Genomic DNA, 23418 nt, shown 5'->3' with positions numbered 1-23418 from the left:
GACCGTGGTCGGGCGGCCGATCGCCGTCGTGGTGTCAGGGTCGGTGACGACCTCGCTCAGAAGGAACCCGAGCTGACCGGTCGCGCGACCGCGCGGGTTCACCTCGACCGTGTACGTGCCGTCCACCGGCAGCGTGAACGTGTCGAAGAAGTGCTCGGGCCCACGGACCAGCCCGCCCCCCACGACGGACCCCTGCGGGCCGCGCACCACGACGTCGACCTCGTCGATCGTGTTCCCGCTGACGGTGAGGGTCACCGCGTCACCGGCGGAGGCCTCGAACGCGCGCACCGCGTCTTGGCCCGGGACATCGATCCGCACGGTGGTCAGTGCCCCGATGGTGGTCGTCCCCGAGTCGACGGGGATGTCGTCGACCACGAGCGTCATCGAGCCGGTGCCGCCGTCGTCGGCCGTGACGACGACCGAGTAGGTGCCGCTCTCGGCGAGCGTCAGCGTGTCGACGAAGTGGTCACCCGGTCCCGTCCGTTCCTCGCGGACCACCGCACCCGAGGGTGCGAGGATCGCGACCCGCGCGCTCGGGACCGTGCTGCCGCTCACCGTGAGCGTCACCCGCTGGCCCGCGGTGGCTGCGAACGACCGGACCGCTCGGCCGTCGGGCTCGTCGATCGACACCAGGGCCGGGATACCGAGCGTGAGGACGCCGGTGTCCGCCGGGATCCCGTGCGACGCCTCCTGCGCGGATGCGGCGCTGCCCGCGAACTCCGGGTCGCCGGTGACACCGACGTCCAGCAAGCACGCCGCGCGTAGCGCGGGGACCGTCATGCCGGCGGCATCGCAGGCGGCATCCGCACGGGCACGTGCGTCCGTGGGCAGGTCGTCGGTCGACACGGGGGCATCGGGGAAGGTGAGGTCCGTGAAGGTCTCGGTGGACTGACCCTCGCCGTAGTCGAACAGGGACTCCTCCTGGGAGACCCGCCAGCTGTCCCCGAAGTCGCGGTAGAGCTGCTCGAACGACAGGTCGGGATACGGGAGCACCTCGCCGCCACGGCTCGCGACGTCGTCCTCCGGGTCGCCGTCGGCGTCGCCCAGCAGCCCGAAGACGCGGGTGCTGCGGCTGGGCGCCAGGGAGAGCTCGGCCGTGAGGCGGTAGAACTGCGGGTAGAGCCCGACCGGCGCGACGATCGCGAACGATCCGTCCGGCCACGTGACGACAAGCTCCTCGGGATCGTCGAAGGCGGCGATCGTGCCTCCGCCGGGCAAGCCGGACGGGCGGCTCGACGGCGTCACGGGCCGGCCGTCCACCCGCACGTCCGTACCGGTCGGCGTGCGGTAGACGGCCACCCGCGCGCCGCCCACCTGCATCGCGATCGCCACCGGGATGGAGACGAGGCGCGAGCCGGGGACGGCAGCGAACCGGGCCTGCACCTCGAAGTCGTCGTCGGCCGACCTGCTCGCGATGAACTCCCCCACGGCCTGGAAGCTGAGGTGCGCCCGGTCGTAGCTGTACGTGTGGGGGTCGCCGAAGATGACCGCGCACTCCCCGCCGCAAGACGGGCGCGGCCCGCCGGGGGCGCCGTTGCCGGGAACGGTGAACTGGTCGGTGCCGGGCTCGGGCGGGTCATTGACGTCGCCCACCTGGACCGTCACGGTGGCGGGCGCCGACATCGCCCGTCCGTCGCTCGCCTTGAACGTGAACGAGTCGGTGCCGTGGAAGCCGGCGTCCGGCATGTAGGTCACCTGCGGCGCCACACCGGACACGACTCCGTGGAGCGGCTGTCGGGCCAGCCCGAACGTCAACGGGTCCTCGTCCGGGTCGCTGCCGGTCAACGTGACGGTCGTGGCGACGTCCTCGGACGTGGTGGTCGTCTGGTCGTCCACCGTGGGAGGCCGGTTTCCGGACGGCGGCGGGCACGCCTGACCGCCGAGGCGGCTGGACAGCAGCCGTCCCTGCGCACCGTAGGTGATGCGCGGTGGGTCGAAACGCTCGATCACGGCGTCCGCGCCGCCGACGATGAGGTCCGCCTGCCAGAAGCACGGCGGCAGGTCGGCCTGGAGCGGTCCGGCGGTTCCGGTGCTGGCGTCGAAGACCCGCTGCGTCGTGGCGAACTCCTGGAACGACAGGCCGTCGGTCGAGTACGTCACGAGCGTGACCTCGAAGGGGTCGCACCCTGCTGGCAGGTTCTCGGTGAAACGGCCGCTGACCTGGCCGTCCAGGACCGAGAGCGTCACGTCGCTCACCAGTCGCTTGAGCGCCCGCGCCGGGTCGTCCGCCGTGGGGCAGGGAGCCTGCGTCGTGGTGGGGGCCGGCGACGGCTGCGACGTGGCAGCGACGGCCGGCTGGGCGGCGGCGGCCGGCGGGGCGGCGGCGGCCGCCGAGGTCGCGGCAGACGCCGGGCTCGACGTACCACCCACTGAGACCAGGAGTCCTGTCAGAGCCGTGAGCGCGACGAACGGCGTCGACCTGCGGCGACGCGGACGTGGTCGAGCAAGGAACGCGGCGGAGTGCATGACAGCTGCCTCAAGCGCCAGGTCGAGCACCCGCCTGGCTGGGGTCTCCGGGCCCCCTGGACCGGATCGCGCCAGGCTACTCGCGGCCGGATCGCCGCGTCTGCCCCCATTTCGGGCAGACCGGACAAATGGCAATGGATGGTGTCGTACGACGGTCCGTTCCGTGCGCACGACCTTCCCGGCGCTCTCAGCGTCCCGGAGCGGCTCACCTTGCTGCGCCGGCTCGTCCGCGAGGGGGTGCTGCGGCCCGCGGGCTGACGGATCGAAGCACCCGGTCGCCGGCTCGGCGGCGCGTGCACTCGCCTCGCGACGGCCGGTCAGGACCGTGCTGCCGGCTGCGCCGGTCGTTCTCCTTCTGGATCGCCTCGACCAGCTCGTCCTTGCTCATGCGGGACCGACCATCGACGTCGAGCTCACGGGCGATGCCGTACAGGTGGGCCTTGCTCGCGCTCGCGTCGACCCCGCCGGCTGTGGGCTTCGTCGAGCCCGGCCCCTCCTCAGCGCGCTTATCCGACGGACCCCACTCCGCCTTCGGGCGCCAGCGGTCCCCGACCTTCTCGTGGGTGTGCTCCGCGAGCGGCGCCAGGTATTGCCGCAGTAGACATCGCGATGACGAGGTCCGTTCCACCGGCGTGACGTGCGCATTCTCCAACCGCCTGCGCCAATGACGCATGACTGACGATGCTCGTCATCGCGATGACGCGGGCGGACTGCGCGATGACGCGCCAATGATCGCCTTGGCTGACTTGGGACCGTCCTGGCGATATGTGGGCTTTCCCTTCGGCGACACGATCGTTCCGACGATGCGAGCCGTCGGCTTCCCAGGGCCTAATGTGACGTCGCACATCCGGATCGCGAGTGCTTCGCCGATCCGCGCCGAGGTCCCGACCATCACCTCGATGATCGCCTCTAGTTGCCCATCGGGCTTCGGTCCCTTGTGGTTCGCGTCCCGGCGCCAGGTGGCAACGGCATTGCGGATGACGTCGAGCTCGAGGTCATCGATCGCCGTCGGAGTTCTCGGCGGGCGCTTGATCCTCCTCGTGCTCGCCACGGGGTTGCGATCGATCGCTTCCAGCCGCACGGCGACACCCATGACCAGGCTGAGGATCTTCTTGGAATGGGTGGCGCGGGCGTAGCTGAACGCGCGCTGCTGCGTGAGCCAGCGCTCGACCCTCCCGACCGTGATCTCCCGGACAGAGAAGTGCTCAAAGGCGGGGTGTAGGAGATGCGTCGCCTCCCACTCGTAGCGCTCGAGCGTGCTGGTGGCCAGCTCGCCCTCCGCCTTGATGCCTTCGAGCCAGTACGCGACCAGATCGGTGAACGGCGTGTCGCCGGTGATCTCCGCCGACGACTTGTGGTCGGCGTTGACTGCCGCCATCTTCAGCCGCAGCCGGCGCTTGGCAGCAGCGGCGCTCGAGCCGTGTGCCTCAAGCTGCCGGTTGCGGCCGTCGGTGTCGCGGTAGCGGACGCGCGCGCGGAAGCGACCGTTGCCGAGCGGCCTCGTCGAGATCTCGCCGAACGCGCCGACCGGGAGCCTGGGCCTAGACACGTGCGCCTACTCGCCGGCGCGCTCGACTCCTGGCGCCGCCTCCCGCACGGTGCCGAGCCATGCCTGGACGTCCGAGAGCGCGAACTTGAGGTGTCGACCGATCCGGGTGGCGCAGGGGCCCTTGCCCTCGGTGCGCCAGCGATAGATGGTCACCACCGGGACGCCGACGTACTCGGCCAGCGTCTCGATGCTCAGGAGTGGCTCGAGGCCAGAGATCAGAGGCTGCGGGCTCTTGTCGCCGCCCGCGGGCGATGCGTAGTGGTTCATGCATGCAGGTGTGCGGGCACAGGGTGCAAGACGCGACGGGCTGCGAGCCGATGCACACGACCACGCCACGGGACCGGCCTCGCGGGCGTTCCCGGAGGGGTTTTCGTGGGGTTTTCGTGGGGTGGGGCATTGCCCGGATACTCCTCAGGCCTGGTGAGACACCGTCTCACCAGGCCTGATGCGTCGGGCTGACAGGATTTGAACCTGCGACCCCTTGACCCCCAGTCAAGTGCGCTACCAAGCTGCGCCACAGCCCGATGGCCCCCGCAGGAGCCTCGGAAACTCTACCCCACCGGCGACGTCGTCCCGTCATCGATACGAGGTGTCGAGGCAGACATCACCGCTTCCGCTTCTCCCGCACGCGCACGGAGATGGAGATGGGCGTCCCCTCGAACCCGAACGTCTCGCGCAGCCGGCGCTCGATGTACCGGCGGTACCCGGGGTCGAGGAACCCGGTCGTGAAGATGACGAACCGGGGCGGCCGGGTGGACGCCTGGGTGGCGAACAGGATGCGCGGCTGCTTGCCGCCCCGCAGTGGGTGCGGGTGGGCCGCCACGAGCTCGCCGAGGAATGCATTGAGCCGCCCGGTCGAGATCCGGGTGTCCCACGACTCCAAGGACCGCTCGAGCGCCGGCACGAGCCGGTCGGTGTGCCAGCCGGTGCGGGCGGAGATGTTGACGCGGGGCGCCCACTGCACCTGCACGAGGTCCTGCTCGATCTCGCGCTCGAGGAACGGGCGGCGGTCCTCGTCCATGAGGTCCCACTTGTTGTACGCGATGACGAGGGCGCGGCCGGCGTCGACGACCTGCGAGATCACGCGGGTGTCCTGCTCGGTCATCTTCGTGGAGGCGTCGACGAGGACGACGGCGACCTCGGCCTTCTCGATGGCGGCCTGGGTGCGCAGGGACGCGTAGAAGTCGGCGCCGGACGTCTGGTGGACGCGGCGGCGGATGCCGGCGGTGTCGACGAACACCCAGGGCTTGCCCTTGAGCGCGACGAGTTCGTCGACGGGGTCGCGGGTGGTGCCGGCGACGGAGTCGACGACGACCCGCTCGGCGCCCAGCACCTTGTTGAGCAGGGACGACTTGCCCACGTTGGGCCGGCCGACGAGCGCGACGCGGCGCGGACCGTCGGGGATGGCGTGGCCGTGCGCGGAGACCAGCGGCAGGGCGTCCATCGCGGCGTCGAGCAGGTCGCCGGTGCCGCGGCCGTGCAGGGCGGAGACGGGGAACGGCTCGCCGAGGCCGAGCGACCAGAGGTTGGCGGCGTCGGCCTCGCCGGCGGGGCCGTCGACCTTGTTGGCGCACAGCACGACGGGCTTGCCGGAGCGGCGCAGCAGGCGCACGACCTGGGTGTCGGTCTCGGTGACGCCGACGGTGGCGTCGACGACGAAGATCACGGCGTCGGCCAGGGAGATGGCGACCTCGGCCTGCTGGGCGACGCGCGCGTCGATCCCGGCGACGTCGACCTCCCAGCCGCCGGTGTCGACGAGCGTGAAGCGGCGGCCGGACCAGTCGGCCGGGTAGCTGACGCGGTCGCGGGTGACGCCGGGCTTGTCCTCGACGACGGCTTCGCGGCGGCCGATGATGCGGTTGACGAGCGTCGACTTCCCGACGTTCGGGCGCCCGACGACGGCGAGCACGGGGAACACGACGACCGGCTCGTCACCGAGCTCGCCGACGTCGTCGGCGTGCAGGAGCGCGAGGTCCTCGTCCTCCAGCGCGTACTCCGTGAGCCCGGCGCGCAGCGCCCGCTCGCGGTCGGCGTCACCGGTCTCGTCGGGCAGCACCAGGGCGGGATCGGTCTCGGTCATGCCCCCATTGTCCCCTGCTCAGCGCCCTCGCCGCGACGAGAGCACCGAGAGCCGGGTCACGGCCGCCAGACGGCGACGCCGATGTCGTGCCCGCGTTCGCTGAACAGGCCACCGGGCGAAGCGGCCAGCAGGAGCGCCCGCAGGTCCTGCTCGAACGCGCCGAGCCGGGAGCCGAACAGGTGCGGCGCGGCGCTGGAGAGCGACAGGACGGACGCGACGACGTCGCCGATGCTCCGCGTGACGACGTCACCGCCGGGCACGGCGAGCCGCTGCGGCCCGCGGTACCCGGCCGCGCGCATGACGTCCTCCTCGCCGCCGCGGGTGCCGCCCGGCAGCGTGCCCTGACCGGCCCGGCGCACCGGTCCGAGGTACGTCGCGACGAGCGAGTCGACGGCGTCCCAGGGCGGCCGCGGGTGCGGCAGCGGGTCGTCGCCGGGGACCCCGCGGTGCGTCATGGCCGAGACGTGCACCCAGGTCCCGCGCTCGTCGAACATCCCCCGCACGGTGGCGGCGACGTCCTCCTGCCGCATCCAGTGGAACGACTGCGCGAACGTCACCGTCCGGAACAGCCCCAGGTCGGCGGGCAGCTCCTCGGCACGCAGGTGCTTCCACTGCACCCGCGGTGCGCCCGACGAGCGTTCGGCCTCCGCGAGCATGTCGGCGTCCGCGTCGATCCCGACGGAGGACTCGTGCAGCGGCGCCAGGAGCGCGGTCAGGGATCCCGGACCGCACCCGACGTCCAGCAGCCGGCCCGTGCCGTCGAGCCCGAGGGCGTCCCGGAGCACGTCGGCCAGCCGTGCGGGGTACGGCATCCGCCCCTGGGCGTAGTGCCTCGCGCTGCCGGCGTACAGCGTCGGGTCCCACTCCCAGGTCATCGCGCTCTCCTCAGCGGGTGCGTTCGCGGTTCGGGTCGTCGGTCGGCAGGGCGAGCCCGGTGCGGGCCGCAGCCCGGTCGACGAGGTCCGCGAGGGCCACCCGGATCGCCTCGTTGGCCTCGACGAGCGCCGCCCGGCCGGACGTGCCCGGAGCGCGCTCCAGCACGAGCGGCTCCCCGAACTCGACGTGGAGCCGTCGCCGCAGGCCCGGCACGTGGTTGACCGACTCGCCGGTCCGCCGGGTGCCGAGCACCGCGACGGGCACCACGGGTGCGTGCCCGTTGAGCGCCAGCCAGGTCACTCCCGCTCGGGCGCTCGTCGCGTCGCCCCTGCCCCGGTTCCCCTCCGGGAACACCCCGACGAGGCCGCCGCGCCGCAGCACACCCAGGGCGGCGACCAGCGCGGACCGGCCACCCTCGCGGTCCACGGGGATCTGCCCGGCGGCCCGCAGCACCCAGCCGACAGGCCCGACGAACATCTCCTCCTTGACCAGCACGTGCGAGGGCCGGGGCGCGACCCCGTGCAGGATCGGACCGTCGACGATCCCCGTGTGGTTGGCGGCGAGGAGCACCGGACCGTCGGCGGGCACGTGATGCGCCCCGACGACGTCGGTGCTCCAGACCACCCGGGCCAGGAAACGACCGATCCACCGCGACCACCGGGGGCCGCGGGCGGACGGGACGTGCGGCTCGGACGAGGTCATGCGCGGGCGACGACCGACGTGACGACGTCGAGCACCGCCTGCACGGTCTGCTCGAAGTCGAGGTGGGAGGAGTCGACGGTGACGACGCCGTCGGCGGCGACCTGGAACTCGACGACGGTCGAGTCGTCGGCGTCGCGGCGCAGCACCTGGTCGCGCGTCGCCTCCACGGCGGCCGCGTCGTCGGAGCCGTGCACCTCACGTGCCCGGCGGGCCAGACGGGCGGCCTCGCTCGCGGTGAGCAGCACGCGCACGTCGGCGTCGGGCGCGACGACCGTCGTGATGTCCCGGCCCTCCGCGACGATGCCGCGTCCGCCCGAGAAGGACGACGGGTCCCGCTCGGCCTCGATCGCCGCGCGCTGCAGCCGGCCGAGCTCCGCCCGGACCTCGAGGTTCGTCGCGACGGCGCTCACCGCCGCCGAGATCGCCGTCTCGCGGATCGCCGCGCCGATGTCGGTGCCGCCCACCGTGACCGTCGGGTCCTGCGGGTCGACGCCGATCACGAGGGGCATCTCCCGCACGGCAGCCGCGACGGCCGCCTGGTCGTCGAGTGCGATCCCCTGGTCGACGCACCACCACGTCGCCGCCCGGTAGAAGGCCCCCGTGTCGAGGAACGCGAGCTCCAGCGACCGCGCGACGGCCTTGGACACGCTCGACTTCCCGGACCCCGAGGGCCCGTCGATCGCGACGACGAGGGGACGTGCAGGAACAGCCGTGCTCAACTCACCAGTCTCCATCCGCGGGCCGTCAGCTCCGCCTCGAGGTGCTCGACGCTGCCCGGCAGCACCGAGATCGCCGCCATGCCGACCGGTCGGCCCGCAGCGTGCTCCAGCTGCAGGTCCTCCAGGTTGACCCCGGCCTCCCCCACGTCGGTCAGCAGCCGCGCGAGCTCCCCGGGGGCGTCGGGGACGAGCACCGTGACGACACCGTAGACGCGCTGCACGCCACCGTGCTTGCCGGGGATCCGTGCGACGCCCGTGTTGCCGGCGGCGACCGCCTGCGCGATCGTCGCGAGCGCACCGAGCTCGACCGTCTCCGGTCCGGTCGCCGCGTCCGCGCTGGCCAGCGCACCGATCACGGCGTCCAGGTCGGTCCGGAGGTCGACCAGCACCTGCCGCACGGCGGCCGAGTTCGCGGCGAGGATCGACGTCCACAGCGCCGGGTCCGAACCCGCGAGCCGCGTCACGTCGCGCAGCCCTTGCCCGGCCAGCCCGAGCGCCCCTTCGTCGACGTCCCGCAGCCGGGCGGCGACGAGGCTCGCGGCGACCTGCGGGACGTGCGAGACGACCGCGACGGCCGCGTCGTGCGCGTCGGCGTCCATCGACACCGGCACCGCGCCGAGGTCGACGGCCAGCGCGCGCACCGCGAGGACCGCGTCGGGCCGCGACGAGCCGGAGTCGGTGATCACCCACGGACGACCGAGGAACAGGTCCGGCACCGCCGCCGACGGGCCGGACCGCTCGCGGCCCGCCATCGGGTGAGAACCCACGTACCGCGTGAGGTCGGCGCCGGCGGCGCGCAGCTCGGCGAGCACCGAGCCCTTGACGCTCGCCACGTCGGTGACGACCGCGTCGGGGTGCGCCTCGAGCTCGGCGAGGACGACGTCCGCGGTCACGTCGGGCGGCGCCGCGACGACCACGAGCGTCGGGTGCGCGTCGTCGGGGCCCGCCGGCCGTCCGGCGCCCACGTCGCGGGCGAGCGCGAGCGCCGTGCGCGACGGGTCGTGCAGCACGACGTCGCCGCCCCGGGTGGACAGGCCGAGCCCGACGGACGCACCGAGCAGGCCGGTGCCGACGACCCGCACGGGCCCCTGGGTCGCGAGCGTCACATCCCCGCCTGGGTCATCAGCGAGCCGACCTCCGTCTTCGACAGCACGCGGGTGCGACCGGGCTTGAGGTCGCCGAGCCGGATCGGGCCGATCGCCGTCCGGACGAGGCGTGAGACGGGGAAGCCGACCTCCTCGAACAGCCGGCGGACGATGCGGTTGCGGCCCTCGTGCAGGGTCACCTCGACGAGGCTGGCCTGCGGCGTGAGCTGCACGACCTGGAACCGGTCGAGCACCACGGGCCCGTCCTCCAGCTCGACACCGCGCAGCAGCTTGCCCGCGAGCGACGGCGGGACCTTGCCCTCCAGGTGGGCCAGGTAGGTCTTCGCGACACCGTGCGACGGGTGCGACAGCCGGTTCGCGAGGTCGCCGTCGTTCGTGAGGAGGATGAGGCCCTCGGTGTCGGCGTCGAGCCGGCCCACGTGGAAGAGCCGCTCCTCGCGGTTCGCCACGTACTGCCCGATCGACGGCCGCCCCTCGGGGTCGTGCATCGTCGAGACGACACCCTTGGGCTTGTTGAGCGCGATGGTGATGAGCGTCGAGTCGAGCTGCACGCGCATGCCGTCGACGTGGATCACCGAATGCAGCGGGTCGACCCGGACCCCGAGCTCGAGCACCGGGTTGCCGTCGACCGTCACCCGGCCCGACGCGATGAGCTCCTCGCACGCCCGACGGGAGCCCAGGCCGGCCGCGGCGAGCACCTTCTGCAGGCGGACGCCCTCGGGGTCGTGCACGTCGATCGTGACCTCGGGCGCCTGCCGCTGCGGCGGACGCGACGGGCGTGCCGGACGCCCGGGAGCACCGCCCCGCTTCGCCGGGCCGCCCGAGGGACCCCGGCGCGCGCCGCCGGCACCACGCGGACCCGATCCGCCACGCGAGGCCCCCGAGCCACCGCCCGAGGCACCGCGCCCGGCACCGCCGGCCCCGGAACCTCCGCCGGCGCCACCGCGCCCGGCACCGCCCGACGTCCCACGACCGGAACCTGCACCAGCGCCGCGCCCGGACCCCGAGCCGCCCGCACTCCCGCCCGAGCGGCCGCCGGACGATCCACCTCGACCCGAACCGCCTGCGCCGCGTCCGCGGTCACCGCCGCCGTGGCCTGCGTTTCCGCGTCGTTCCTGCGGGCTCATCTGCTGTCTCCGATCGCCTGGTCGACGCCCTCGAGCCCCTCGATGTCCGGGAGGTAGGGCGCGAGCGGGGGCAGCTCGTCCAACGAGGACAGGCCCATCCGCTCCAAGAAGTATCCCGTGGTCGCGTACAGGAGCGCGCCACTGCCCGGGTCGGTGCCGATCTCCGCGACGAGCCCCCGCGCGGTGAGCGTCCGCACGACCCCGTCGACGTTGACCCCCCGGACGGCCGAGACCTGCCCACGGGTCACCGGCTGGCGGTACGCGATGACCGCGAGGGTCTCGAGCGCCGCCTGCGTGAGCCGGGCCGTCTGCCCGTCCACGACGAACCGCCCGACGACGTCCGCGTACGGCGACCCCGAGTAGATCCGCCAGCCCTCCCCCGCGCGACGCAGCTCGAACCCGCGCGGCCGGCCCCCGAGCTCCCCCCGGTACTCGGCCGCCAGCTCGTCGAGCAGCGCCTCGACGCGCGCCGTCGGCAGGGCGAGGGCGGTCGCGAGCCGCAGGGCGGGGATCGGCTCGTCGGCGACCATCAGCACGGCCTCGAGCGCGGCGAGCGCGCCACCGGGCAGGTCGTCGACGTCGAACGCGAGCTCGTCGGCCTGCGCGGGTGCGGCGTCGAGGTCCGCCTCGGGGTCCGTCGCGGCGTCGTCGTGCTCGGTCATGCGTCCGTCCCCTCGTGCTGCAGGTCGTGTGGTGAGGCCGCGCCCTCGTCCTGCTCAGGAGCCGCGGTCGTGTCCAGCTGGTCGAAGTCGTCGGACACCTCGACGTCCCCGTCGGCCGACCCGGTCCAGCGCACGGTGAGCTCCCCGAGCGGCGTGACCTGGTCGAACCCGACGGCCCCCTCGCGGAAGAGCTCCAGCAGCGCGAGGAACCGCGCGACGACGACGATCGTCGACCCGGCGTCCGCCGTCAGCGCCCGGAACGACGTCGCTCCCCCGTGCCGCAGCCGGTCGACGAGCACGGCGGCCTGCTCGCGCACGCTGACGGGCGGTGCGTGCAGGTGGCTGATGTCGACGCCCGGCGGGGGCGCCTTCGGCTGGGTCGCCTTCGCCGCGAGGGCGGCGAGCTGGTCGGGCCCGATCTGCCAGACGAGCTCCGGGAGCAGCGCCGCGAGGTGCGGCTCGAGCTCGACGACCCGCGGGAACCGCCGGCCCTCGGTCGCGAACCGTTCCGCGAGGTCGGAGGCGACGCGCTTGTACGCGCGGTACTGCAGCAGCCGGGCGAACAGCAGGTCACGCGCCTCGAGCAGCTCGAGGTCCTCGGCGTCCTCGACCTCCGCCGACGGCAGGAGCCGCGCCGCCTTCAGGTCGAGCAGGGTCGCGGCGACGACGAGGAACTCGCTCGCCTGGCCGAGGTCCCACTCCCGCTCCTTGGCGCGGATGTGCGAGATGAACTCGTCCGTCACCCGGGCGAGGGCGACCTCCGTGATGTCGAGCTTGTGCTTCGCGATCAGGCCGAGGAGCAGGTCGAACGGACCGCTGAAGTTGTCGAGGTGGACCGCGAAGCCGTGCGTCCCCGCCGGAGCGGGCTCGTCGGCCGGGTGCTCGGGCGGGACGGGGTGCTCGGGCGGGACCGCGCGCTCGTCAGGCGGCGTCGCCACGGGCGACGAGCTCACGGGCCAGCTGCCGGTAGGCCGCCGCACCGCTGTGCGTCGGGGCGTACGTCGTGATCGGCTCCGCGGCGACGGTGGCGTCCGGGAACTTCACGGTGCGGCCGATGACGGTCTGCAGCAGCGTGTCGCCGAACGCCTCGTGCACCCGGGCGACGACCTCGCGCGCGTGCAGCGTCCGCGAGTCGTACATCGTCGCGAGGATGCCGTCGACCTCGAGGCGCGGGTTGAGCCGGTCGCGGACCTTCTCGATCGTCTCGACGAGCAGCGCGACGCCGCGCAGCGCGAAGAACTCGCACTCCAGAGGGATGAGCACGCCGTGGGCCGCGGTCAGCGCGTTCACGGTCAGAAGACCGAGCGACGGCTGGCAGTCGACGAGCACCACGTCGTAGTCGTCGAGCACGGGACGCAGCGCACGGGCCAGGACCGTCTCGCGGGCGACCTCGCCGACGAGCTGGACCTCGGCCGCGGACAGGTCGATGTTCGCGGGCAGCAGGTCGAGGTTCGGGTTCTCGGTGGTGCGGATGACGGCGTGGATGTCCGCGTCGCGCTCCATGAGCAGGTTGTAGACCGTGCGGTCCAGCTCGTGCGGGCTGATCCCCAGACCGACCGACGCGGCCCCCTGCGGGTCGAAGTCGACGACCAGCACCCGACGGCCGTACTCGGCGAGAGCGGCACCCAGGTTGATCGTGGTCGTCGTCTTGCCGACGCCACCCTTCTGGTTGCACATCGCGATGACGCGGGCCGGGCCGTGCGACGCCAGAGGTGCCGGGTCGGGGAAGTCGGGCAGCGGACGTCCGACGGCGTCGAGCTGCGGGTCGGTCGTCTGCTGGCTCACCACGCGGGACAACCTACCGGAGGTGACCCTCCGGTGACGGAGCGACAGACCGCGAGTGCGAGAACCGGCCGGCCGTCGCTCACAGCGCGCGCGGGTGCGCGGCCGCGTAGACCTCGCGCAGCGTGTCCGGCGTCACGAGCGTGTAGATCTGCGTCGTCGTGACGGACGCGTGCCCGAGCAGCTCCTGGACCACGCGCACGTCCGCCCCGCCCGCGAGCAGGTGGGTCGCGAACGAGTGCCGCAGGGTGTGCGGGGAGATGTGCTCGGCGCCGGCCAGCCCGGCGCGGTTCGCGGCCGTCCGCAGCACGGCCCACGCGCTCTGGCGGCTCAGCGGGGCGCCTCGCGTGTTGAGGAACACCACCGGCGTGCCCCGCCCTCCGCCGGCGAGCGCCGGGCGCGCCCGGACGAGGTAGGCCTCGAGCGCCTCGAGCGCGAACGAGCCGAGCGGCACGACCCGCTCCTTGTTGCCCTTGCCGAGCAGCCGGACGGACGACCGGCCCGGCGTGCGGTCGACGTCGTCGACGGCGAGCCCGACGGCCTCCGAGATGCGCGCACCCGTGGAGTAGACGACCTCGAGCAGCGCCCGGTCACGCAACGGGACGGGTCCGTCCCCGAGGCCCGCCGCGTCGAGCAGCCGCTCGACGTCGGCGACCGAGATGGCCTTGGGCAGCCGCTTGGGCTGCGCGGGCGGTCGGACCGCGCCCGCGGCGTCCGCGGTCGTGACGCCGTCGAGGACGAGGAAGCGGTGCCACCCACGGACCGCGACCACGGCCCGCGCCGCCGACGAGGCCGACAGCGCCGCCCGGTCGTCGGTGCCCGCGCGCATCGCGACGAGGAACTCCTCGACGTCACGCTCGGCGATCTCGCCCGGTTCGGACCTGCCCAGCACGGTGAGGAACGCGACGTAGCGCTCCAGGTCCCGCCGGTAGGCCGCCAGGGTGTTCGCGGACAGCCCACGCTCGACGCTCAGGTGGCCGAGGTACGCCTCCAGGGCCGCGCTCAGCGCCCCTTCCGGGTGCACCGCGCCGGTGGCCATCGCGTCGGACCTCGGGTCAGAGCGGCAGGAACACGTCGACCGCGATCGCGACCGACAGCAGCGTCAGGTAGGTGATCGACGCGTGGAACACGCTCATCGCCTTGAGCTTGGGGTGCTCCGGGTCCTGCGCGCGACGCAGCAGGCCGATGCACGACCACAGGAACCAGCCGCCGAGCCCGGTCGCGAGAACGGCGTAGACCCAGGTCATGTGCGCGACCGGCACGAGCAGCAGCGTGCACGCGATCATCGCGAGCGTGTACGCGATCATCTCGCGGGCGACCTTGGTGTCCTTGGCGACGACCGGCAGCATCGGCACCCCGGCCCGGGCGTAGTCGCCGCGGAACTTCATCGACAGCGGCCAGTAGTGCGGCGGCGTCCAGAAGAAGATGACCCCGAACAGGAGCACGGCCGCCCAGCCGACGCCCCCGGTCACGGCCGACCAGCCGATCAGCACCGGCATGCAGCCGGCGGCACCGCCCCACACGATGTTCTGCGGCGTGCGCCGCTTGAGGATCATCGTGTAGCCGACCACGTAGATGAGGATCGCGACCGCGGTGAGCATCGACGACGCGGGGTTCACGAAGAACCAGAGCCACGTGAGCGAGACGACGCCGAGGACGAGCCCGAAGACGAGGGCGGCGCGGGGGCTGACCTCGCCGGTGACGATCGGCCGCCGCTTCGTGCGGTTCATGACCTGGTCGATGTCGCGGTCGATGTAGCAGTTGAGGACGTTGGCGGACCCGGCTGCCGCCGCACCGCCCACGAGCGTCGCGAGCACGAGCCACAGGCTCGGCAGCCCGCGCTCGGCGAGGATCATGGTCGGCACGGTCGTCACCAGGAGCAGCTCGATGACCCGCGGCTTCGTCAGCGCGACGTACGGCCCGACCACGCCCAGCACCCGCCGCCACGGCGACCGCACGGTCGCGCTCGGCGGCTCGGTGGCCGCCCGCGCCCCCGGGGTCGGCAGCATCGACGCTCCGGCGTCGTCGACTGACAGGGGGCTGCTGAGGCGCACGCGCTGCGGTTCCGTTCGTGTTGCGGCGGGGATGACTGTCGCGCTGCCATGCTACGGCCTGCCGCGACGCCCGCAGGGCCTCCGACCCGCTCCAACCAGGCCTCCGGTGTGTGAGTTCTGTCGCTCGTCGCGACCCGTGGTCACTCCCGTCGCCCTTCGCCGAGTGCGATATAGGCTCGACGCGCACGGATCGTCGACCGCTCCCCGACAGCGGTCCGCACGTCCGGCCCGGCGCTCCGTCGAGGGGGCCCGATCACGCTGAAACGACGCCCGGCCGGTGGCACGGGTGGGAATGAGGTGCTGTGAACGCGAAGGCTCCCCTGGCTCAGACGGTCGGCTGGACCGATCTCGACCTGCGTGCGGTGGACACGGTCCGCGTCCTGGCGGCCGATGCGGTCGAGAAGGTCGGCAACGGTCACCCGGGGACCGCGATCAGCCTGGCCCCCGCGGCGTACCTGCTGTACCAGAACGTGATGCGCCACGACCCGACGGACCCGCACTGGCTGGGCCGCGACCGGTTCGTGCTCTCGGCCGGCCACTCCTGCCTCACGCAGTACATCCAGCTCTACCTCGCCGGGTTCGGCCTCGAGATCGAGGACCTGCAGGCGCTGCGCACGTGGGGCTCGAAGACCCCGGGCCACCCCGAGTACCGCCACACGACCGGTGTGGAGATCACCACCGGACCGCTCGGCCAGGGCCTCGCGTCCGCCGTCGGCTTCGCGATGGCGCAGCGGCGCGAGCGCGGCCTGCTCGACCCCGACGCGGCGCCCGGCACCAGCCCGTTCGACCACTACACGTACGTCATCTGCTCGGACGGCGACCTGCAGGAGGGCGTGACGAGCGAGGCCTCGTCGATCGCCGGCACGCAGGAGCTCGGCAACCTCGTCGTGCTGTGGGACGACAACCACATCTCGATCGAGGGCGACACCGAGATCGCGTTCACCGAGGACGTGCTGGCCCGCTACGAGGCGTACGGCTGGCACGTCCAGTTCGTCGACTGGACCGCCGGCGGCGAGTACCGCGAGGACGTCGACGCGCTCGCCGCGGCGATCGACGCCGCGAAGGCGGTCACGGACAAGCCGTCGTTCATCGGCATCCGCACCCTCATCGCGTGGCCGACGCCCACCAAGACCAACGACCACTCCTCGCACGGCTCGAAGCTCGGCTCCGAGGCGATCCGTGGCCTCAAGGAGATCCTCGGCTTCGACCCGGAGCAGACGTTCGAGGTCGCCCCCGAGGTCCTCGCGCACACCCGCTCGCTCGCGGACCGCGCGGCGGAGTCGAAGGCGCAGTGGCAGAAGTCGTTCGACGCCTGGCGCGAGGCCAACCCCGAGAACGCCGAGCTGCTCGACAGGCTCGTCGAGCGCCGCCTGCCCGAGGGCTGGGAGGACGCCCTGCCGGTGTTCCCCGCCGGCAAGGCCGTCGCGACGCGTGCCGCGTCCGGCGAGGTGCTGTCCGCGATCGGCCCGGAGCTGCCTGAGCTGTGGGGCGGCTCCGCCGACCTCGCGGGCTCGAACAACACGACGATGAAGGGCGCGTCGTCGTTCATCCCCGCGAAGCGCTCGACGCACGAGTTCGCCGGCGACGAGTTCGGCCGGACGCTGCACTTCGGCATCCGTGAGCACGGCATGGGCGCGATCCTGTCCGGCATCACGCTGCACGGCCTGACGCGGCCGTACGGCGGCACGTTCCTGCAGTTCGCCGACTACATGCGCGGCTCGGTCCGGCTCGCCTCGCTGATGGGTGTGCCGTCCGTCTACGTGTGGACGCACGACTCCATCGGCCTCGGCGAGGACGGCCCCACCCACCAGCCGGTCGAGCACCTGACCGCGCTGCGCGCGATCCCGGGCCTGACCGTGCTGCGCCCGGCGGACGCCAACGAGACCGCCCAGGCGTGGAAGGCGATCCTCGAGCACACCGACGGCCCGGTCGGCCTGATCCTCACGCGCCAGAACGTCCCGACGTTCCCGCGCGGCGAGGACGGCTTCGCTTCCGCCGAGGGCCTCAAGCGCGGCGCGTACGTGCTGCTCGAGGCGTCGACGGGCACCCCGGACGTGATCCTCATCGGGACGGGCTCGGAGGTGCAGCTCGCCGTCGCCGCCCGCGAGACCCTCGAGGCGGCCGGCGTGCCGACCCGGGTCGTGTCGGCCCCGTCGCTCGAGTGGTTCGCCGAGCAGGACGAGGCCTACCGCGAGTCCGTCCTGCCCCGCTCCGTGCGGGCCCGGGTGTCGGTCGAGGCGGGCATCGCGCTGTCCTGGCACAAGATCGTCGGCGACGCCGGTCGCACCGTGTCCCTGGAGCACTTCGGTGCGTCGGCGGACTACGAGACGCTCTACCGGGAGTTCGGGATCACGGCCGAGGCCGTCGTCGCGGCGGCGCACGAGTCGCTCGCCGCGGCGCGCGGTGACGCCGCCCCGTCCACCGCCCAGGCGGCTCCCACCCAGGGCGGGACCGGGGACCTGCCGGCCTGAGACGGTTCGTGGCCCCGCCGCACCGCGGGGCCGACTGCGCGACGGAAGTGGGGAACGACCATGGCACCGAGCAGCACCCCTCTGACCCGGCTCGTCGACGCGGGAGTGTCGATCTGGCTCGACGACCTCTCGCGCGAACGGCTGCGCACCGGGAACCTCGTCGAGCTCGTCGAGAGCTCCGGCGTGGTGGGGGTCACCACCAACCCGACGATCTTCGCGAACGCGGTGTCGAAGGGGGACGCGTACGACGCCCAGCTCCGTGAGCTGGCCGTGGCGGGCGCGTCCCTCGACGACGCGGTGTTCCGGATCACCACGGACGACGTGCGGGCCGGGGCGGACGTGCTGCGTCCCGTCTACGACCGCACGGACGGGGTGGACGGGCGCGTGTCGATCGAGGTCGACCCGCGCCTGGCCAAGGACACCGACGGCACGGTCGCCTCCGCGAAGGCGCTGTGGTCGACGGTCGACCGGCCGAACGTCTTCATCAAGATCCCGGCGACGCTCGAAGGGCTGCCGGCGATCACCGCCGTGCTCGCCGAGGGCATCAGCGTCAACGTCACGCTGATCTTCTCGCTCGACCGGTACCGCGCCGTCCTCGACGCGTTCCTGTCGGGTCTCGAGCGGGCGAAGGCGAACGGCCACGACCTGGCCCCGATCGCGTCCGTCGCGTCGTTCTTCGTGTCCCGCGTGGACACGGCGATCGACCCCCTGCTCGACGAGATCGGCACGCCCGAGGCCGCCGAGCTGCGCGGCAAGGCGGCCATCGCCAACGCGCGGCTCGCCTACGGCGTCTACGAGGAGGTCGTGGCGAGCGACCGCTGGCAGGCCCTCGCGGCGGCCGGCGCCCACCCGCAGCGGCCGCTGTGGGCGTCCACGGGCGTCAAGGACAAGGCCTACCCCGACACGCTGTACGTCGACGAGCTCGTCGTCGCCGGCGTCGTCAACACGATGCCCGAGGCCACCCTGCGCGCGGTCATCGACCACGGGGGCGACGGCTCGGACACCGTCACGGGTCGGCTCGACGAGTCGGCCGCGACGATCGCGCGGCTCGGCGCCGTGGGGATCGACATCGACGACGTCACCCAGCAGCTGGAGGACGAGGGCGTGGAGAAGTTCACGACGAGCTGGGGCCAGCTCCTCGACACCGTGAGCGAGGGGCTGCGCTCCGCCGGGGCGTCCACCGAGGAGGCCAGGTGAGCGCCAAGGTCGCCGAGGGGCACAACCCGCTCCGAGACGCCCGCGACCGCCGGCTCCCCCGCATCGCGGGGCCGTCCGGCCTGGTGATCTTCGGGGTGACGGGCGACCTCGCCCGCAAGAAGCTCATGCCGGCCATCTACGACCTGACGAACCGGGGGCTCCTGCCGCCGGGGTTCGCCCTGACCGGCTTCGCCCGGCGCGACTGGGCGACGCAGGACTTCGCGGAGATCGTGCACGACTCGGTCAAGCAGTACGCGCGGACGCCCTTCCGGGAGGCCACGTGGCGGCAGCTGTCCGAGGGCATCCGCTTCGTGCAGGGCACGTTCGACGACGACGACGCGTTCGACCGTCTCCGCGAGACGGTCGAGGAGCTCGACGTGTCCCGCGGGACGGGCGGCAACCACGCGTTCTACCTGTCGATCCCGCCGAGCTCGTTCCCCGTCGTCTGCAAGCAGCTCGCCCGCTCGGGGCTCTCGCAGCCGGCGGACGGCACGTGGCGGCGCGTGGTCATCGAGAAGCCGTTCGGCCACGACCTCAAGAGCGCGCGCGAGCTCAACGACATCGTGTCCGCGGTGTTCCGGCCGGACGACATCTTCCGGATCGACCACTACCTCGGCAAGGAGACGGTCCAGAACCTGCTGGCGCTGCGCTTCGCGAACCAGCTGTTCGAGCCGATCTGGAACTCGAACTACGTCGACCACGTCCAGATCACGATGGCCGAGGACATCGGCATCGGCGGCCGGGCGGGCTACTACGACGGCATCGGCGCGGCGCGGGACGTCATCCAGAACCACCTCCTGCAGCTGCTCGCGCTGACGGCCATGGAGGAGCCGGTCTCGTTCGAGGCCGACGGGCTGCGCGCCGAGAAGATCAAGGCGCTCTCCGCGGTCCGGCTCCCCCGCGACCTCGGCAAGCACACGGTCCGCGGTCAGTACACGGCCGGGTGGCAGGGCGGCGAGAAGGTCGTCGGCTACCTCGAGGAGGAGGGGTTCAACCCGAACTCCACCACCGAGACGTTCGCCGCGATCCGCGTCGACATCGACACGCGCCGGTGGGCCGGGGTGCCGTTCTACCTGCGGACGGGCAAGCGCCTCGGCCGTCGGGTCACCGAGATCGCCGTCGTGTTCAAGAAGGCGCCGCACCTGCCGTTCGAGTCGACCGCGACGGAGGAGCTCGGCAAGAACGCGCTCGTCATCCGTGTGCAGCCCGACGAGGGCGTCACGCTCCGGTTCGGCGCGAAGGTGCCGGGCACGGCGATGGAGGTCCGCGACGTCACGATGGACTTCGGCTACGGCCACGCGTTCACGGAGTCGTCGCCCGAGGCGTACGAGCGGCTGATCCTCGACGTCCTGCTCGGCGACCCGCCGCTGTTCCCGCGGCACGAGGAGGTCGAGCTGTCGTGGAAGATCCTCGACCCGATCACCGAGTACTGGGCGTCCAAGGGCAAGCCTGACGAGTACCGCTCGGGCACGTGGGGCCCGGCGTCGGCGGACAAGATGATGGAGCGCGACGGGCGCTCGTGGAGGCGGCCGTGATCATCAACCTGCCCGAGACGACCACCCGCGCCATCAACCGGCGGCTCGTCAAGGAACGCGACGAGGGCGGCGCGATCGCCCTCGGCCGTGTCCTCAACCTCCTCATCGACGCGGGCGCGCACGACCCGGAGGAGGCCATCGCGGCCGCCAACGACGCGAGCCGTGAGCACCCGTGCCGGGTCATCGTCATCTCGAAGGACACCAAGCAGCGGTCCGCGACGCTCGACGCGCAGATCCGGCTCGGCGGCGACGCGGGTGCGAGCGAGGTGATCGTGCTGCGACCCTCGGGCGAGCTCGACACCCACCTCGACACCCTCGTCATGCCCCTGCTGCTGCCCGACGCGCCGATCGTCACCTGGTGGCCGTTCGACGTGCCGGCCAACCCCGCCGAGCACCCGCTGGGCGCGATGGCGCAGCGACGCATCACGGACACGTCCCAGGTCGCGAAGCCGCCCGCCGAGCTGCGCAAGCTGTCGGAGGTCTACACCGACGGCGACACCGACCTCGCGTGGACCCGGGCGACGCTGTGGCGCGGACTCATCGCCGCGACGCTCGACCAGCCGCCGTACGAGCCCGTCCGGCGGGCCGTCGTGGTGGGCGAGAGCACGCACCCGTCCGTCGACCTGATGGCCGCCTGGCTGGCCCAGTCGCTCCGGTGCCCCGTCGAGGTCGAGAGGCTCAAGGACGCTCCGGCGATCACGCAGGTCCGGCTCGAGCGGGCGTCGGGCGACATCGTGCTCGACCGCCCGGACGGCAAGACGGCGGCGCTGCGGCAGCCCAACCAGCCCGAGCACCGGATCGCGCTGCCGATCCGGCAGCTGCGGGAGTGCCTCGCGGAGGAGCTCCGGCGGCTCGACGCGGACGACGTGTACGGCGAGGTGCTGCAGAAGGGCCTCGCGAGGATCGACGCGTGACCGCCCGCGACGTCGTCGTCCACCCGGACGCGACGGTGCTCGCCGAGGCGGTCGCAGCTCGCCTCCTGACGCGCCTGGTCGACGTCCAGTCGCACCGTCGCCCGGTGCACGTGGTGCTCACCGGCGGGACGGTCGGGATCGCGTCGCTGGCGGCCGTCGCGGCGAGCCCGGTGCGTGACGCGGTCGACTGGTCCGGCGTGCACCTGTGGTGGGGCGACGAGCGGTTCGTGCCCGACGGCCACGCCGACCGGAACGAGACGCAGGCACGCACGGCGCTGATCGACGCGCTCGGCGACGCCCTGCCGGCAGGGAACGTGCACCCGATGCCGGCGCTGAGCGACGACATCCCGACGCCTGAGGCGTCGGCGACCGCGTACGCGGCCGAGCTCGCCCGGTGGTCGTCGCACCGCGCGCACGTGCCGGCGTTCGACGTCCTGCTCCTCGGCATGGGACCTGACGGGCACGTCGCGTCCCTGTTCCCGGGGCACGAGGCGCTCGACGTGGTGGGCGCGACGACCGTCGGGGTGCACGGCTCCCCCAAGCCCCCGCCGGAGCGCGTCTCGCTGACGTTCGAGGCCCTCCGCGCGGCCCGTGAGGTGTGGGTCGTGGCGGCGGGGGCGGAGAAGGCCGCCGCCGTCGCGTCGGCCCTCGGCGACGGCGACGTCCACCGGACGCCGGCGGCCGGTGCCGTGGGCTCCGAGCGGACGCTGTGGCTCGTCGACGTGGCTGCCACGGAGCAGCTCGTCGCCGCACTCCCGGTTCCCGGACCTGCGCTCTGGTCGGCCGTCGACGAGTACTTCGGACCGCTCGTCCGCGAGGACGACGCGCTGGTCGCCGTCCGGCGGAACGCCGCGGAGCACGGCCTGCCCGACATCGCGGTCGCCCCGAACCAGGGTGCGCTGCTCCAGCTGCTCGCACGGACCGTCGGGGCACGCCGCATCCTCGAGCTCGGCACGCTCGGCGGGTACAGCACGCTGTGGCTCGCGCGGGCGCTGCCGGCCGACGGGCGGCTCGTCTCGCTCGAGATCGACCCGGCGCACGCGGACGTCGCCCGGGTGTCCCTCGCCGCGGCGGGTGTCGGCGATCTCGTCGACGTCGTCGTCGGCCCGGCGTCCGAGACCCTCGACCGGCTCGCGGGCGAGCACGGCGAGCCGTTCGACCTGGTGTTCATCGACGCGGACAAGCAGTCGCTCGCGCAGTACCTCGACCAGACGCGCGCGCTCGTCCGCCCCGGGGCGCTCATCATGGTCGACAACGTCGTGCGGGGCGGGGCTGTCGTCGAGGCGCAGCACCCCGACGAGCGCGTCCAGGGAGTTCGTCGGTTCGCCGACCACCTCGCCGGCCTGTCGGGCATCGAGGCCACGGTCGTCCAGACGGTCGGGTCCAAGGGGTACGACGGGTTCGCGCTGCTCCGCGTGAAGGACTGAGCCGAAGCCCAGCGGCACGACGAAGGCCCTGGCACCGGCGCTCCCGGTCTCAGGGCCTTCGTCGTACGTCCTCAGCCTGGCGGCCGGCCTCGCTCGGGCTCAGCCCCCGCGGCGGGCCCGCAGGGCGGCGAGCGCCTCGTCGAGGATGGCGGCACCGTCCTCGTCGGAGCGGCGCTCCTTCACGTAGGCCAGGTGCGTCTTGTACGGCTCGTTCTTCGACGGGGACGGCGGGTTCTCCTGGTCCTGGCCGGCGGGGAAGCCGCACCGCGGGCAGTCCCACGTCAGAGGTGCCTCGTCGGCCGCCTCCTCCGCGAAGCTCGGCCGGGTCTCGTGGCCGTTCGCGCACCAGTACGAGATCCAGACGCGAGGCGCCGCGTCACCGCGCTCCGCCTCGCCCATGGGCCCGGCTCCGACTCGCGACCCCCTGATAGCACTACCGCTCGCCATCGCCCGGCCCCTCTCAGTCCGCCACGCGCTCGAGAAGCCCGAGCAGGATGATGATGGCCGTCCAGGCCAGGGCCACGCCGACCGTGATCCGGTTGAGGTTGCGCTCCGCGACGCCCGACGATCCGGCGCTGCTCGTGATGCCACCGCCGAACATGTCCGACAGGCCACCGCCCTTGCCCTTGTGCAGGAGCACGAGCGGGACGAGCAGGAGGCTGGTCAGGACCAGCAGCACCTGGAGGGTGATGCGCAGGGCGTTCACGTCGTGGCGTTCCTCACTGGACGGGCACGTCGCGGCCGGTTGGCG

Annotated in this window: 22 protein-coding genes and 1 tRNA gene; 5 read left to right on the top strand and 18 right to left on the bottom strand. The window is 73.0% G+C overall.

From position 1 onward, the window contains the following. The 16 genes from Cch01nite_RS20695 to Cch01nite_RS20620 form a co-directional block, all read right to left on the bottom strand. The coding region (locus Cch01nite_RS20695; RefSeq protein WP_203758399.1) for an Ig-like domain-containing protein at positions 1 to 2187 on the bottom strand (2187 nt) is incomplete at its 3' end. A 484-nt stretch (positions 2188 to 2671) separates the two neighbouring features. Then, positions 2672 to 3139: a Rho termination factor N-terminal domain-containing protein gene (locus tag Cch01nite_RS23070; RefSeq protein WP_203758398.1), complete on the bottom strand. Its 468-nt coding sequence runs from the start codon at positions 3137 to 3139 to the stop codon at positions 2672 to 2674. A gap of 15 nt (positions 3140 to 3154) precedes the next feature. Continuing rightward, positions 3155 to 4015: a tyrosine-type recombinase/integrase gene (locus Cch01nite_RS20685; RefSeq protein WP_203758397.1), complete on the bottom strand. Its 861-nt coding sequence runs from the start codon at positions 4013 to 4015 to the stop codon at positions 3155 to 3157. A 6-nt stretch (positions 4016 to 4021) separates the two neighbouring features. Next, positions 4022 to 4282 carry a helix-turn-helix transcriptional regulator gene (locus Cch01nite_RS20680; RefSeq protein ID WP_203758396.1) on the bottom strand — a complete coding sequence of 87 codons (261 nt, stop codon included), beginning with the start codon at positions 4280 to 4282 and terminating at the stop codon, positions 4022 to 4024. Positions 4283 to 4465: 183 nt separating this feature from the next. Beyond that, positions 4466 to 4539: transfer RNA gene (locus Cch01nite_RS20675), tRNA-Pro, on the bottom strand. 80 nt (positions 4540 to 4619) lie between these two features. Then, complete coding sequence (der, locus tag Cch01nite_RS20670; RefSeq protein WP_203758395.1) at positions 4620 to 6095, bottom strand: ribosome biogenesis GTPase Der; 1476 nt, start codon at positions 6093 to 6095, stop codon at positions 4620 to 4622. Positions 6096 to 6151: 56 nt separating this feature from the next. Beyond that, a complete protein-coding gene (locus Cch01nite_RS20665; protein ID WP_203758394.1) occupies positions 6152 to 6970 on the bottom strand; it encodes a class I SAM-dependent methyltransferase in 819 nt (272 codons plus the stop codon). 10 nt (positions 6971 to 6980) lie between these two features. Then, a complete protein-coding gene (locus tag Cch01nite_RS20660) occupies positions 6981 to 7595 on the bottom strand; it encodes a lysophospholipid acyltransferase family protein (RefSeq protein ID WP_308439317.1) in 615 nt (204 codons plus the stop codon). 74 nt (positions 7596 to 7669) lie between these two features. Next, positions 7670 to 8407 (bottom strand): (d)CMP kinase, encoded by a 738-nt coding sequence (gene cmk, locus Cch01nite_RS20655; protein ID WP_203758392.1) that lies wholly within the window; start codon positions 8405 to 8407, stop codon positions 7670 to 7672. Further along, entirely contained in the window at positions 8389 to 9498 is a 1110-nt protein-coding gene (locus Cch01nite_RS20650) for a prephenate dehydrogenase (protein ID WP_203758391.1), read from the bottom strand. Before Cch01nite_RS20650 ends, cmk begins: the two co-directional genes overlap by 19 nt. After that, entirely contained in the window at positions 9495 to 10229 is a 735-nt protein-coding gene (locus tag Cch01nite_RS23025; RefSeq protein ID WP_308439316.1) for a pseudouridine synthase, read from the bottom strand. Before Cch01nite_RS23025 ends, Cch01nite_RS20650 begins: the two co-directional genes overlap by 4 nt. A gap of 392 nt (positions 10230 to 10621) precedes the next feature. After that, entirely contained in the window at positions 10622 to 11287 is a 666-nt protein-coding gene (gene scpB, locus Cch01nite_RS20640) for an SMC-Scp complex subunit ScpB (protein WP_203758390.1), read from the bottom strand. Next, a complete protein-coding gene (locus tag Cch01nite_RS20635) occupies positions 11284 to 12225 on the bottom strand; it encodes a segregation and condensation protein A (RefSeq protein ID WP_203758389.1) in 942 nt (313 codons plus the stop codon). The genes scpB and Cch01nite_RS20635 overlap by 4 nt, the downstream gene beginning before the upstream one ends. Further along, the gene (locus Cch01nite_RS20630; RefSeq protein ID WP_203758388.1) at positions 12209 to 13075 is read right to left on the bottom strand and encodes a ParA family protein; all 867 of its coding nucleotides are present in this window, start codon (positions 13073 to 13075) and stop codon (positions 12209 to 12211) included. Before Cch01nite_RS20630 ends, Cch01nite_RS20635 begins: the two co-directional genes overlap by 17 nt. Before the next feature lie 76 nt (positions 13076 to 13151). Continuing rightward, positions 13152 to 14108: a site-specific tyrosine recombinase XerD gene (locus Cch01nite_RS20625; RefSeq protein WP_203758387.1), complete on the bottom strand. Its 957-nt coding sequence runs from the start codon at positions 14106 to 14108 to the stop codon at positions 13152 to 13154. Positions 14109 to 14124: 16 nt separating this feature from the next. Beyond that, on the bottom strand, positions 14125 to 15078 hold the full coding sequence (locus Cch01nite_RS20620) for a heme o synthase (RefSeq protein ID WP_203758386.1): 954 nt from the start codon (positions 15076 to 15078) through the stop codon (positions 14125 to 14127). Between the two features lie 347 nt (positions 15079 to 15425). Between Cch01nite_RS20620 and tkt the strand changes: the two genes are divergently transcribed. Genes tkt through pgl form a run of 5 tightly spaced genes read left to right on the top strand, consistent with a single transcriptional unit; the run spans position 15426 to position 22667 of the window. Then, positions 15426 to 17594 (top strand): transketolase, encoded by a 2169-nt coding sequence (gene tkt / locus Cch01nite_RS20615; protein ID WP_203758385.1) that lies wholly within the window; start codon positions 15426 to 15428, stop codon positions 17592 to 17594. Between the two features lie 60 nt (positions 17595 to 17654). Beyond that, positions 17655 to 18791 carry a transaldolase gene (gene tal / locus Cch01nite_RS20610; protein ID WP_203758384.1) on the top strand — a complete coding sequence of 379 codons (1137 nt, stop codon included), beginning with the start codon at positions 17655 to 17657 and terminating at the stop codon, positions 18789 to 18791. Next, positions 18788 to 20326: a glucose-6-phosphate dehydrogenase gene (zwf, locus tag Cch01nite_RS20605; RefSeq protein ID WP_203758383.1), complete on the top strand. Its 1539-nt coding sequence runs from the start codon at positions 18788 to 18790 to the stop codon at positions 20324 to 20326. The genes tal and zwf overlap by 4 nt, the downstream gene beginning before the upstream one ends. Beyond that, positions 20323 to 21240 (top strand): glucose-6-phosphate dehydrogenase assembly protein OpcA, encoded by a 918-nt coding sequence (locus Cch01nite_RS20600; protein WP_203758382.1) that lies wholly within the window; start codon positions 20323 to 20325, stop codon positions 21238 to 21240. Before zwf ends, Cch01nite_RS20600 begins: the two co-directional genes overlap by 4 nt. Further along, positions 21237 to 22667: a 6-phosphogluconolactonase gene (gene pgl, locus Cch01nite_RS23020; protein ID WP_203758381.1), complete on the top strand. Its 1431-nt coding sequence runs from the start codon at positions 21237 to 21239 to the stop codon at positions 22665 to 22667. Before Cch01nite_RS20600 ends, pgl begins: the two co-directional genes overlap by 4 nt. A 99-nt stretch (positions 22668 to 22766) precedes the next feature. On the opposite strand, the gene Cch01nite_RS20590 is transcribed toward pgl, so the two are convergent. Further along, positions 22767 to 23114, bottom strand: coding sequence for an RNA polymerase-binding protein RbpA (locus Cch01nite_RS20590; protein WP_203758380.1), 348 nt, complete (start codon positions 23112 to 23114; stop codon positions 22767 to 22769). Positions 23115 to 23127: 13 nt separating this feature from the next. Further along, positions 23128 to 23373 (bottom strand): preprotein translocase subunit SecG, encoded by a 246-nt coding sequence (secG, locus tag Cch01nite_RS20585; protein ID WP_203758379.1) that lies wholly within the window; start codon positions 23371 to 23373, stop codon positions 23128 to 23130. Between the last annotated feature and the right edge of the window lie 45 nt (positions 23374 to 23418).

The sequence above is a fragment of the Cellulomonas chitinilytica genome (assembly GCF_016862675.1).
Lineage (GTDB): Bacteria > Actinomycetota > Actinomycetes > Actinomycetales > Cellulomonadaceae > Cellulomonas > Cellulomonas chitinilytica.
Note: the sequence above shows the minus strand (reverse complement) of the source record. Positions and strands in the feature narration are given on the sequence as shown.